Source organism: Neobacillus niacini (assembly GCF_000759675.1).
Classification (GTDB): Bacteria; Bacillota; Bacilli; order Bacillales; family Cytobacillaceae; genus Neobacillus; species Neobacillus niacini_A.
Genome location: NZ_BAWM01000020.1, coordinates 190,284 through 203,624, shown reverse-complemented (window position 1 = coordinate 203,624; position 13,341 = coordinate 190,284). Strand labels below are relative to the sequence as shown.

Genomic DNA, 13,341 nt, shown 5'->3' with positions numbered 1-13,341 from the left:
TGGTAATATGTCACTAATCAGAATAGACTAAAGGTGTAGGAAACTTAAAAAAAGAAATTCATGAGTATTAGAATGGTTGTCACTATTTCCCCTTTGTTTTTGTCAAAATTTCGACAAAATTTTTATTCTGATTTAGCAGGATAATCAAAGGGTAAAATAGAAATGTAATACATAGGAATATAAAGGAGGAGTCCACAAATGAATTATAACGTTCGTGGTGAAAACATTGAGGTAACTCCAGCAATTAGAGATTACGTTGAAAAGAAAATTTCTAAATTGGAAAGGTATTTCACAGAAGCACCTGAAGCAAAGGTAAATGTGAATTTAAGATTCAATCAAGATAAAAGTTCAAAAGTAGAGGTTACCATTCCACTGCCAAATTTAGTCCTTCGTGCAGAAGAAACGAATATTGATATGTATGCTGGAATTGACTTAATCTCAGACAAGCTTGAGCGTCAAATCCGCAAGCATAAAACAAAAGTTAATCGTAAATTCCGTGAAAAGGGTGTTTTACCGATTACGTTTGCAACTTCTGAAAACACTGAAGTTCAGGAGCAAGATGAAGATGACTTAGAACTTGTTCGTACAAAGCGTTTTGATCTTAAGCCAATGGACAGTGAAGAAGCTATTCTTCAAATGAATCTATTAGGACACAGCTTCTATGTGTTCAACAATTCAGAAACAAACCGTACAAACGTTGTTTATAAGCGTAAAGATGGTCGTTATGGTTTAATTGAAACACATTAATAAGAAATGTAACGCAGTTCCGAGCAATCGGGGCTGCGTTTTTTTTAATCTACAATATTTAAATTTTCTATATAATTACAGATTTAACAAAGACTTTACAAAAAACACTATTTATATAATGGTAATATTGGGATTTAATTGTAATATAGTATAATAGTTGCATATTTTAATGAATGGGGGTAGGAATAAAGTGGGGAAAGCGTATTTAAAAGTAGCAAGTGTTTATTTTGCAATTGGGGTTCTGGCGGGACTAACTATGGGGATAATTCATGATTTCCGTTTTACATCCGTTCACGCTCATGTTAATTTACTTGGCTGGGTATCCATGGCATTGTTTGGACTTATTTATCATTTTTATCCAAATGCAGCAAACTCAAAATTAGCTAAAACTCAATTCTGGTTACACAATATTGGGGTGCCAGTGATGTTAGGCGGGATTGCCCTTCAAGTATTAGGTGTTTCTGCTGCTCTTCCACCAACCATTATTGGTTCATTAGCCGTTGTGTGGTAGGAGTCATTTTATTTATGGTGAATGTATTTAAATATGTTGGGAAAGATTCAAAATACAATTCTGATAAAAATGTGTCGGTCTAAACTTTGTTAGGTCTATAAAATGCGCATGAGATTTTTTGATAAAAATCTTGTGCGCATTTTTATTTGGTAAATTATTTACTATTTAAAAAAACAAATATAGAGTGTAAGAGAATGAAGCTAAATTTGCAGATAAAATGGAAAAGGTCGAAGAGAGGTCTCAGAAAAAGAGGTAACCATGAAGAGTCAACTTTCGAAGAAGAAGCGACCGTTGTTGAGGAAATCAACCTAATATAATGACAAGAATAATAAGAAGTAAAGAAACTTTCTTCAACCCTCAACCTCCTTAAAATAGAGTATTTCCTTTATATTAATTTTAACTTTCAGATAATTCTAATAAAAAACTTAGATATGAAAGATTTAAAGTATATTCCATATTATTCTGTCAAAAATGGTACTATTTAATTAATGATAATTTGATACATAGAAAGAGAGGGCGAGAGCCGATGACTGAAGCGATTGGTCGGAATGAACCTTGTCCATGTGGGAGCGGGAAAAAGTATAAGAAATGCTGTGGTGCTAAGGAAGCAGTGTCGATTACTCATTTGATTGAAAGTGAGATTGACGATTTACAAAAGAAACTGCTTCACTTTGCACTTGACCATTATGAAGATGATGTATATAAGGCATTTGATGAGTATGAAAGGTACTTTTCTATAGAAGATGAAGAAGAGCGCCAGTTTTATGAATTTGTGTATTCTATCTGGTTTTCCCTGTTTTGTATATTAGATGATGGGGAAACCATTCTTGAAAAATTCATATCTTCAGAGGTTGGGAAAATTAAACGGCCAAAATTGAAACAGATCCTGCTATCTTGGACAGACGCAAGAACAATTGCAGGTGAGATTACCAACATTGACAACAATCTACTTACAGTAGTAGATGGTTTTTCCTCCGAACAATTTGAGGCAATAGTAACAAATACACAAAGGTCGTTTGAAAAAGGGTCATTTTTTATTGGCTTCCTTCTTCCTTTTAGCGAAAAACACGTCTTTTTCCCAGCGCCGTTTGATTTGCCGGAATTACCAAATTATCAAGCGATAGATTATATAAAGCAAAAAAGTGAAACGGCTGGATATCACTCGCCACAGGAGTTTTTTACTGACTTTTTCATGGAGATAATGAAGGATCTTACTATGGTTGGAGGATTGGTTGATGCTGATAGCATGGAGTGGCAATCCCCTATTTATAAGGAAGTAGCAGAGTTACTAAAGAAAAACTTGGAATCACTCGGTGAAATCCCGTCGATCGTCGATTTAGGCATAATTCTTTGGTTTCAATTTTGCGAGAAAAAGCAAAAGAGGATAAAAAAACCAAACCTTTATGCAGCTTCACTTCATTATTTACTTTCAACATTCAACAACATGGCTTCAGAGCTTACTCAAAAGGAAATTGCCAAGTTGTATAGTGTACCGGTAGGATCCCTTTCTTCCACCTATAGAGAAATGGATGACGAATTAGAGGAAGAGATAAATAAGATTATTGAGATTTCATATGAAGAAGCAGATGAAATAGATAACCAAATCCATGCTCTTCCTTTTAACCTAAACCAGGGACCGATGCTTACAGAACAAATCATGCAGGAAGCATTGGCAGAGATTCAAGGGCAAAATTTTGAAACAATCGACGAAATAAATGAATTCTTGAATAAGAAGCTAATGAACCCAGTTCCTAAAAATGCACCAAAAACGAATAAAGACCGTGCTCAGCAATTGATATATGAAGCAATGGAAGTTCAAGGACCTAAGCGCTATAAACTAGCGCAAGAAGCCATAAAATTAAATCCTGACAGTGTTGATGCTTATGTTATTCTTACTGAAAATGCAACAGGCCTGCAAGAAGCATTAATGCTTTCTGAAAAAGCAATGAGGATTGGAGAAAAGGAATTAGGTAAATCATTCTTCGTAGAAAATAAAGGCCATTTTTGGGGTCTGCTAGAAACTAGACCTTATATGCGTGCTAAAGCTCAATATGCTGACGCCCTCTATCAACTAGGGAAAATGAATGATGCCATACAGCAATATGAAGAAATCCTTGTGCTAAATCCAAATGATAACCTTGGTGGACGTTATATGTTAATTGCAGCTTATTTGAGCAAAGGAGAATTGTCTAAAGCTGAAAAACTGTTGAAACAATTTGAAGAGGAAACCGCACATGGACTTTACAACATGCTTTTTGTCGAATTATTAAAAAAAGGATTCAGTGCTAAAGCAGCTAGGATGTTGAAGGTTGCCAAGAAGCAAAATCCACATGTGATTCCATACCTAACAGGTAAAAAACGCCTGCCTAAACATCTTCCTGACCAATACGGATGGGGAAATGAAAACGAAGCAATCATCTATGCAGACGAACATCTTCACTTATGGAAAAAGATAAAGGGACTGCAGGAGTGGCTACAGAAACAGTAAAATCGAGAGGGGAATCCTCTCGATTTTTTTGAGGCTTATTGTGACCGAAAACAGAAGTGGGGAAGAGTTTTGAGCACTGGTAGGTAATTTACCGGTCCTCTAATTATTTTATTTCACGTCTTTGATTACCACTACCCAGCATATTCGCCATTGAAGGGAATCAGAGTTAGTTCTATTAGAAAAGTAAACAAAAAGAGGGTCGGCAATTCGCCGGCCCTCTAACATTTTATTTCCCTGCGCCATGGCAGTTTTTATATTTCTTCCCGCTGCCACAATAGCATGGATCATTTCGACCTATGTCCATTTGGTTTACTTTTGGTTTCTTCTTAACCGCTTCTCCGTCTTCTTTCGGATTGACAGCCTGACCTTTTGCCACTTCTTGGCGCTCAAGGTTGTTACGGATCTCTGCCTTCATGATATACATAGAAGCTTCTTCTTCAATGGAGAGGATCATCGCCTCAAACATCGCGAAGCCTTCATGCTGGTATTCACGAAGAGGGTCAATTTGTCCATAAGCCCGAAGGTGGATACCTTGGCGAAGCTGGTCCATCGCGTCAATGTGGTCAATCCATTTACTATCAACCGCTCGTAGAGTAACTACCTTTTCAAATTCGCGCATTTGCTCTGGAGAAAGGATTTGTTCCTTTTCGTTGTAACGTTCCTTCACTTTTGCAAAAATAGCTTCGCTCATTTCCTTAGGATCTTTACCACGTAATTGCTCGACAGTAATGTCACCTTCATGAAGTAGGTTTGCATTAACGAAATCGATAATTCCCTGCAGGTTCCATTCTTCTTCATCCTCATGCTTATTCGCATGTGCTTCAACATTTCGTTGGATGGTAGAAAGAATCATTTTTTCTACGATTTCACGTAAGTTTTCGGATTCTAACACTTCATCACGTTGCGTATAAATGATCTCACGTTGTTGACGTAGAACATCATCATATTGTAAAAGCTGTTTACGGGCATCAAAGTTATTGCCCTCTACACGTTTTTGTGCAGATTCCACGGCTCTTGAAACCATTTTACTTTGAATTGGCTGAGTATCATCCATCCCAAGTCGTTCCATCATGGCTTTCATGTTGTCAGAACCGAAACGGCGCATTAGCTCATCTTCCATTGATAAGTAGAACTGGGTTACCCCAGGGTCTCCTTGACGTCCAGAACGTCCGCGAAGCTGGTTATCAATTCGTCGGCTTTCATGACGCTCTGTACCGATAACGGCGAGACCACCTAAATCGACAACACCTTCACCAAGCTTGATATCTGTACCACGTCCGGCCATGTTGGTTGCGATTGTAACAGAGCCTTTATGACCTGCTTCCGCAATAATTTCAGCTTCGCGTTCATGGTTTTTCGCGTTCAAGACATTATGTTTAATTCCTTTTTTTAGCAAATACTTAGAAATGAGCTCAGATGTTTCAATTGCTACTGTACCGACAAGAACAGGCTGTCCCTTTGTATTGCGCTCTGCAATATCCTCGACAACAGCACGGAACTTTCCGTCCATGGAAGCATAAATTAAATCTGGGCGGTCATCACGCGCAATTGGTCGATTAGTAGGAATCACGATTACGTTCATATTATAGATGTTACGGAATTCTTCTTCTTCCGTTTTCGCTGTACCTGTCATACCAGCTAGCTTTTCATACATACGGAAGTAGTTTTGGAAGGTGATCGTCGCCATGGTCATGCTTTCGTTTTGAACTTCCAAACCTTCTTTTGCTTCAATCGCTTGATGCAAACCTTCACTATAACGGCGCCCCTTCATTAAACGACCGGTAAACTGGTCAACGATGATGATTTCGCCATCTTGAACAACATAATCAACATCTAGGTGCATGCTCACATTTGCCTTCAAAGCCTGATTAATATGGTGGTTTAATGTAACATGTGAAATATCAAAAAGATTTTCTATTCCAAAAGCACGCTCTGCTTTACTGATTCCTTCCTCTGTCAGCATGACGCCTTTTGTTTTTTCATCATAGGTAAAATCTTGATCTCTTGTCAGTGTTCGCACAAACGCGTTTGCTTGAATATAAAGAACAGCTGATTTTTGAGCAGAGCCTGAGATAATCAATGGCGTACGCGCTTCATCAATTAAGATCGAGTCAACCTCGTCAATAACCGCATAAAACAGCGGACGCTGTACTTTTTGTTCCTTATAAAGGACCATGTTATCCCGCAAATAATCAAAACCAAACTCATTGTTTGTACCGTATGTTATATCACAACCATAGGATTCCTGTTTTTCTTCCTTTGACATACTATTTAGATTTAAACCAACAGTTAGTCCAAGAAATTGGTATAATTGTCCCATTTCATTCGCGTCACGGCTGGCCAAGTATTCGTTGACTGTAATAACGTGAACACCTTTTCCTGAGATGGCATTCAAATAAACCGGCATTGTTGCGGTTAATGTTTTACCTTCCCCAGTCTTCATCTCAGAAATGTTTCCTTCGTGGAGAGAAATCCCCCCCATTAACTGAACATGGTATGGGTACAAGCCAAGCACACGGCGGGCACCTTCACGAACTACCGCAAAGGATTCCACAAGTAGATCCTCAAGTGTTTCACCTTTTTGATAACGAAGTTTAAATTCTTCTGTTTTCTCGCAGAGCTGATCATCACTTAATTTTTCCGTTTCTGCAGCTAGTGCATCAATTTGATTTGCCATTTTGTCCAGCCGTTTTAGCTCGCGTTTATTAAGGTCGAACACTTTATTTAAAATCCCCATCATATGATGAAACGCTCCTTTATATCTAAATTATCCTACTAAAGAAATTCATTTTTAAATGAAAAATACCTTATTTGAAAAATCGATAATTTTCCTTTTTATCTTACCACTTCCATTATGTAGTGACAACATTGTTACCGTTATAGCCACATTTACAAAAAATGAATCTTCGATGTTTACAAGTTCACATAAATCACCTATTTCAAAATTGTCAAATTTTTGTATGAAACAATAATTCGAGTTTCATGAAAGATGTGTATCTAAAGTGAATAAATATATTTATTTTTGTATAAATATTAACTTCGATGTAGGTTTCCAACTTGTTTAGATTGTTAACTAAATATTAAATTATCAACGTTTTCATGTTGTTTTTAGGAAGAAGGTCCCACGGTAATGTTATGAAAAAATATTCACAAATTGTACATTGGAAAATACTTTTGCAATGTTAGATACTACCATTAGAGAGGTTAACTTAGAAAATATAGAGAGATAAAAATTAAAAAATGGGAAGGGTGAGTCTAGTGGCCTTTTGGGGGAAGAAAAAGAATAGAGATATAGATCCTGAAACTAGAGAGAATAAAAAGAAGCCTGGGCTATTACGAAGACTCTGGCATAAAGTCAGAAACATAGACTGGAAGGATCCAGTTACTAGATGGAAAGCATTATTTGTTGCCCTAATCGGGTCTATTGTCATTTTTGGAGGCGGATATGGAGTTCTTTCCTTTACGAACTCGCCATCATTCTGTTCCAGCTGTCATGAGATGGCGCCTGAGGTTACAACATTTACAGCAAGCGCCCACAGTGAAATCACCTGTGTTCAGTGCCATATCAAACCTGGCTTTGTTAACATGATTAACCACAAAGTCATTTCATTAAAAGAAGTTTATCACCACGTCATGGGAATACCAGAACAAATTGTTCAAACTGAGCATGAAGCGGTTTCAGACGAAAACTGTTTACAGTGTCACTCCAAGAACCGTTTAGTTACTGCATCAAAAGACTTAATTGTTAACCACAAAGGCCACATCGAAGAAGGTGTTCCTTGTATCAGCTGTCACTCTGGGGTAGCGCACGCGAAAATCGCTGCCCGAGGTATCAACACCGAAGAAGTTCGTGGTCATTGGACAGATGATGTTGCTCAACAAATGATGGAACAAAAATATTTAGCGCCAAACATGGGAACATGTATCGACTGTCACGATAAAGTGAACAACGGTGAAAAGCCTTGGAAAGATGTTGCTTATCTAGTTCCGCCAAATCCAGAACATTTAGAAGAAGCAGCGAAAGAAGAAGCTAAGAGCACTACTAGTGAAGTAAAACATGATGCAGCAACAGAGGAAGAAGCAGCAGAAGCAGTTGCAGCACATGACAAAAAAACACAAGCAATTATTTTAGAAGCAGTTGGAAAACAACAAAAAGATGTAAAACTTTCTATGGCATGTGAAACCTGCCATCAAAGAGTTAAAGTTCCAGAAAATCACCGGGTTGAAAACTGGAATGGAAATCACGGCGGTACGGCTCTTCAAGAGCTAGACACATGTGTAGACTGTCACCAGGATTCAAAGTGGATTAGAGATATTCCTAAGGAAGACCTAATGTCTATGCTTAAAATGGCTGAGGTTGAGGAAGAAAACAAAGATCATAAGTACACAGCAAATATTAACGTTGTTAGAGAACAATCTCGTATCAATAAATTCTGTAGTGCTTGTCACGGTGAACGTCCTGAAAGCCACGTGGAAAGTGATGTTTGGCTAACTGCACACGCAGATAAAGCACAAACTCCTGAAATGAAAGCAGAATGCTTTGTCTGTCACGATCGTGAAGAGCCAAAAGCAGATTCAACAGATGTTAAGGCACCAACAGATGTATATTGCCAATACTGTCACAGAACTGGCTTTAAAGATGATGTGAAGAAATAAAGATTAGTTGTTTAGCAGGAGGGAAAAAGAATGGAAGAAGAACATATAGAAAAGACCCGCCCTCCCAGGAATCGCTATAGATTATATAAATATTTAACAGTAGCACTGTTTTTCATCGTTATTTTCTTCTCATTGGGACTAGTAGGAGTAGAAACAACTTCAAGTTCGGAGTTCTGCTCCTCCTGCCATGAGATGAAGCCTGAGTTTTATACATGGAAGGCGTCCACACATAGTGAAGTGGATTGTGTCAACTGTCATATCGGGTCAGGAGCGGAAGAATACACTAAAGCAAAAGCAAATGGACTTTTGCAAGTTTATAAGAAAACAACACAAACATATACGGCACCCATTCAGATGCCTAAGGAAATTCCAGATGAAGCATGCGAAAAATGCCATAATATGAAATTGCGTGAAGTTACCCCTTCAGGAGATCTCATCATTCCTCATGATAAACATATGGAGAAAGATGTAGAGTGTATTCAATGCCATAGTGGGGTTGCACACGGAAAAATTGCAGAACGTAAAGTAACATTCAAGTCTGACTATGATAAATGGGATACTTCACTTGGTCAATCTATGATGAGTGAAAAAAAATTCACGAGTCCGAAAATGGAAGAATGTATGGATTGTCATAAAGCTAGAAATGTAACAACCGAGTGTAGCGCATGTCATACGACAAGTATGTACCCTAAGAGTCATACAAAAGGGGATTTTAAGCTTACATCACATGGCTCGTTGGCTAAAGATGATGTTCAAGAGTGTAATGATTGTCATAAGTATATGTCTACAAAAGAGATTACATTATTTAATGACCAGCCTGCTTATACTCAATATTTAAGAGATCAAAAAATCCAAAGTAAACAGGTTAGTAGCAAAGACTATGCAAAAGAAAATACTTTCTGTAAAGATTGCCACACTCAGCGTCCAAAGAGTCATGAAAAAGGGTTTGTTAAAAAACATGGCAAGGTTGCAAACAAAATTGAAGAAGCTTGTTTAACCTGTCATGACCTACAAAAAAATGGACAAAATGAGATTTCAAATATTACCTGCAATAGTTGTCATCCAAGTAGCCATGAAAATAAAGATTGGAGAAAGACTCATCCGATAAATGTTGCAGAGGGTGTAAAAGTTTCAGAGACATGTTATCTATGTCACAACGAACAGAAATGTCAATCTTGCCATAAAGAAGATTAAAGTGCATTTAAGTAGAGTAGGAGGGTTCGTATGCAAGTAAAGGTACAACTTGAAACCCAAGAGCCTGAAAAAAAAGTAAAAAATGATCAGTTTACATGGTGGCAATCATCATTGTTATTAGTAGGAACACTAGTAATATGTTTGGTAGCAGGATATTTCATCAGTGATAGATTCCTTTGGGATAATACTGATTCAAAACAAATTGATGAACAACTTAAGTTTTATAAAGGAGAAGTAAAAAAGAATCCCAATGACCCAGAAAGCAGGGTCCAACTTGGCTATGCTTATTTTCTAGATAAGGACTACGATGAGGCGATCAAACAATTTAAAACTGCAAAATCTCTTGATAAGAATTATTTTGACGCATATTTAAATTTAAGCATTGTTTATGATAGGCAGGACCGAATAGATGATGCATTGCAAAATGCGATTAAGGCAACCGAAATCTCACCAAAGGATTACAAAGGACACCTTATGAAGGGAAAAAGTTATCGGAAATTAAAAATGTATAAAGAAGCAAATGAAGCATTAGCAGAAGCAGACCGTTTAAACGTAGGAAATACAGATACCATTTATGAAATCGGACTAGTAGCAGAAGATCAAGGAAAGAACGAAGAAGCTGAAGCAATTTATAAAGAAGCACTTGCGTATGATCCTCTTTTTAAACCAGCCTTGAACGCACTAGATAGATTAACATCCAAAGATAAAAACTAGAATGTAAAGGAGTTGAACTCATTGAAAAGAAGAACCGCTTATATATGGATGGGCACAATTGTTGGATTGAGCGTTGTCTTGTTTGCTGCAATCTATTTCTTAAATCTAGGTCAAGAAGTTGATAAAGCTGCTAATAATGTTAAAGGCGGTGAGCCTAATTTTAGTTACTTTATACAGGGAGATTTCAAATCTCCGTTGGATAAACCGATGGATGTCTCGAAAATTGGAGAATATGTTTATGTAACTGATACTAACAATAAGCAAGTCCAGGTCTTTGATACCAGTGGTACCCCGATATTTAAGTTTGGTAAAGAGGGGGAGGGTGAAGGGGAATTTAAGTTCCCTTATGGTATTACAGGTGACAAGGATGGAAATGTTTATGTAGCAGATTTATATAATGGAAAGATTTCTATTTTCTCGAAAAAAGGAAAGTTTATTAAATATTTCGAGGAAAAAGATAGTACTACTCCAGCAATTACAAGTCCAGCTGGATTAAGAATTTTTGATAACAAACTATATGTTACAGATATCGAAAGTAAAAAAGTCATCGTATTTAACCTGGACGGTAAGAAATTACTTGAAATTTCTTCCGCCTCTAGCAAAGAAGATGTGTTTAATGCTCCCAACGCTATTACCATTGATAACGATGAAAATATATATGTATCAGATTCAGGTAATCTTAGGGTTGTAGTTTATGATAAAAAAGGGAAATTCACACGAATTATTAATGGAAACAAGGATGCAAAAGGTGAATCAAAGTTTGTTAATCCAAGAGGGTTAGCTGTGGATTCAAAAGGAACACTCTATATGATAGATAATATGACTCACTTTGTTTATGGGTTTGATAATAAGGGAGAACAAGTCTATCAATTTGGTGGACTAGGCTCAGAAAATAATCAATTTTTCCTCCCCAATGGCCTATTTATAGATGAAAAGAGTCAGCTATATATTACAGATACATTTAACCAAAGAGTTGCCGTTTACTTTTAAGACTACTCAATTCTTAAAGGAGGTGATGCTCAAAACGTAATAATTTTGTAGAAAGATTGTTTTAGAGAGAGAAAAAGAGAGAGAAAACAGGGAGGTTTTTAGAAATGAGTAAGACAAAACTAGGCTTCTCGCTGATACTAGCTCTATTATTAGTGGGAATGCTAAGTACGGCTGCTTTTGCGAAAAGTCCATTTAATTTTGCGGCTACTCAAAATGCAGACAACACTTATACAGTAACATTTAAAGCACTATCTACTGATAAAGCTGGTACAGTTTTTACAGTAACAGTAAGAGATGCTGGTAAAGCTGAAGTTGGGACACCACAAGACTTTACAACTGCAGTTGACGGAGATCCTCAAACATTTACCTATACTACTTCAGCTTTAACAGTAGGAGCAAGATACACAGTTGAACTAGTTAATAAAGCTAATCCAACTCTTGTTGTTGCAAGTTCTGATTTACTTGTAGCAGATAGTAACAATGGAATTATTGACACTTCAGGTGTTGACCATAGTACTAATTTGGTCAACGCTAACGAAACGGGTTTTGAAGGATTAAGCAAAAAAAGATCTGGGCAAAAAATGCACGGATCTTATCAAAACAACACCAACTCTTGTGCAAGCTGTCATCAAACACATACTGGTGAAGATCACTACCTATTATTCAGAGATGGCACATACAGCACTTGTGCTGCCTGTCATGATGGTACAATGGGAGCAAATGGAGTTTTTGAAGCCCCATCAGCAAAATCTGGTACATTTGGTGGAAGCCATGCTGGAAACATGTCTGTTCACTTAGCAGACGGAACTGTTGACGTTAAAGCTGCACCTGGTGGAAATCATACTGATACTGGCAAATGGGCTGAAGAGTTTACTTGTGCTAGCTGTCACAATCCACACGGATCTGATAGCGCTCGTTTATTAAAAACTGACCCTGCTGGTTGGATTAAAACTGAGAACGTTATTGATCCTACTAAAGGAACAAATGGTGGTATGAAGTTTACAGATAGAAGTATTTACGATACAATTCCTGCTACAAACGAGGGAGATTACATCCTTGTAAGAAAAACAGTAGATGCAGCAGCAGTTGCTGCAAACGTATTCTTTACAAAAGCAGCAGTTCCTGCTGATTCTACAGTTATTTCCACTTACAAATGGGACTATAAAGCTAAGAAATATATCGCAGACTCTTCATTATGGATTCGTTCGGATGGTGGCAGACCTGCTGTTATGACAGAATTAAAAGTAGCTGGTGTTGCTAAACCTGCAACTGCAGAATTTTTAATTGTTTGGAAAGATGGTTTTGCTTATAGTAAACCTCTTGACACAACGGCTGCAAGCATTGATAAAGCTACATTCTTAATTGGAGCAGCTGTTGATAAGGTTACAAACAACTATGATTATTTTGACAGTGCTGCACCAACTTATGTAAAAGACAGTGGTGTTCAAATGAGCAAATTCTGTGCATCTTGTCATACTGACTACCTATCGGCAACTTATGCTAATGCTGATACTGGTGTATTTACGTCAGCTCACCGTCACCAAACAGATACTGACAGACTTACTTGCGTACGCTGTCACTATGCACACGGTACAGATGCTACAATTATGAAAGACTCTTTAGATAGAGGACTTGCTGAATTAACAGCAACTGGTGGTTTATACGAAGGAAATCAAACAGCAGCATTAGATTACTTAAAAGATCCAAACCCATCATCTGCATTAAAACGTTACACTGGTATGGCTGTATGTTTCGGATGTCATGATGGATCAATCGCAAGTGATGACACTACGTGGAGTAATTACAGCCCATTACAACCAGGTGTGAAACAATAAAAAAGCCAACAAATAGCGCCACTACTTGTTAGCTTAAAAGAAAAATGATTTATATTTTAATAAACAAGGTAGCAATAGTTATATTGTTACCTTGTTTTTATTATTCCACATAGTCACAAATCTGTCAAAAAATCTCTTCATTTTCGCCCAAATTTTTCTCGGTATTCACTGCTATAATATACATATAATCCCTATAGAAAATAACT

At 37.2% G+C, this 13,341-nt stretch carries 9 protein-coding genes; 8 read left to right on the top strand and 1 reads right to left on the bottom strand.

Annotated elements, in window-relative coordinates; all coding sequences use genetic code 11:
• Positions 1–198 precede the first annotated feature (198 nt).
• The 3 genes from hpf (at position 199) to TR08_RS30255 (ending at position 3,746) form a co-directional block, all read left to right on the top strand.
• Complete coding sequence (hpf, locus tag TR08_RS10960) at positions 199–747, top strand: ribosome hibernation-promoting factor, HPF/YfiA family (protein ID WP_045518222.1); 549 nt, start codon at positions 199–201, stop codon at positions 745–747.
• 190 nt (positions 748–937) lie between these two features.
• Complete coding sequence (locus tag TR08_RS10955; protein ID WP_045518220.1) at positions 938–1,258, top strand: cbb3-type cytochrome c oxidase subunit I; 321 nt, start codon at positions 938–940, stop codon at positions 1,256–1,258.
• Between the two features lie 526 nt (positions 1,259–1,784).
• Complete coding sequence (locus tag TR08_RS30255) at positions 1,785–3,746, top strand: SEC-C metal-binding domain-containing protein (protein WP_052427416.1); 1,962 nt, start codon at positions 1,785–1,787, stop codon at positions 3,744–3,746.
• A 226-nt stretch (positions 3,747–3,972) separates the two neighbouring features.
• On the opposite strand, the gene secA is transcribed toward TR08_RS30255, so the two are convergent.
• Positions 3,973–6,486, bottom strand: coding sequence for a preprotein translocase subunit SecA (gene secA, locus TR08_RS10945; protein WP_045518218.1), 2,514 nt, complete (start codon positions 6,484–6,486; stop codon positions 3,973–3,975).
• Between the two features lie 518 nt (positions 6,487–7,004).
• On the opposite strand from secA, the gene TR08_RS10940 reads away from it, so the two are divergent.
• From TR08_RS10940 to TR08_RS10920, 5 genes are all read left to right on the top strand, one after another.
• On the top strand, positions 7,005–8,402 hold the full coding sequence (locus tag TR08_RS10940; RefSeq protein WP_045518216.1) for a NapC/NirT family cytochrome c: 1,398 nt from the start codon (positions 7,005–7,007) through the stop codon (positions 8,400–8,402).
• Positions 8,403–8,432: 30 nt separating this feature from the next.
• Complete coding sequence (locus TR08_RS10935; RefSeq protein WP_045518214.1) at positions 8,433–9,596, top strand: NapC/NirT family cytochrome c; 1,164 nt, start codon at positions 8,433–8,435, stop codon at positions 9,594–9,596.
• Between the two features lie 30 nt (positions 9,597–9,626).
• Positions 9,627–10,310, top strand: a complete 684-nt coding sequence (locus tag TR08_RS10930) for a tetratricopeptide repeat protein (protein ID WP_045518212.1) — start codon at positions 9,627–9,629, stop codon at positions 10,308–10,310.
• A 21-nt stretch (positions 10,311–10,331) separates the two neighbouring features.
• Positions 10,332–11,300, top strand: a complete 969-nt coding sequence (locus TR08_RS10925; RefSeq protein ID WP_045518210.1) for a 6-bladed beta-propeller — start codon at positions 10,332–10,334, stop codon at positions 11,298–11,300.
• Positions 11,301–11,404: 104 nt separating this feature from the next.
• Complete coding sequence (locus TR08_RS10920) at positions 11,405–13,135, top strand: cytochrome c3 family protein (RefSeq protein ID WP_045518208.1); 1,731 nt, start codon at positions 11,405–11,407, stop codon at positions 13,133–13,135.
• Positions 13,136–13,341 lie beyond the last annotated feature (206 nt).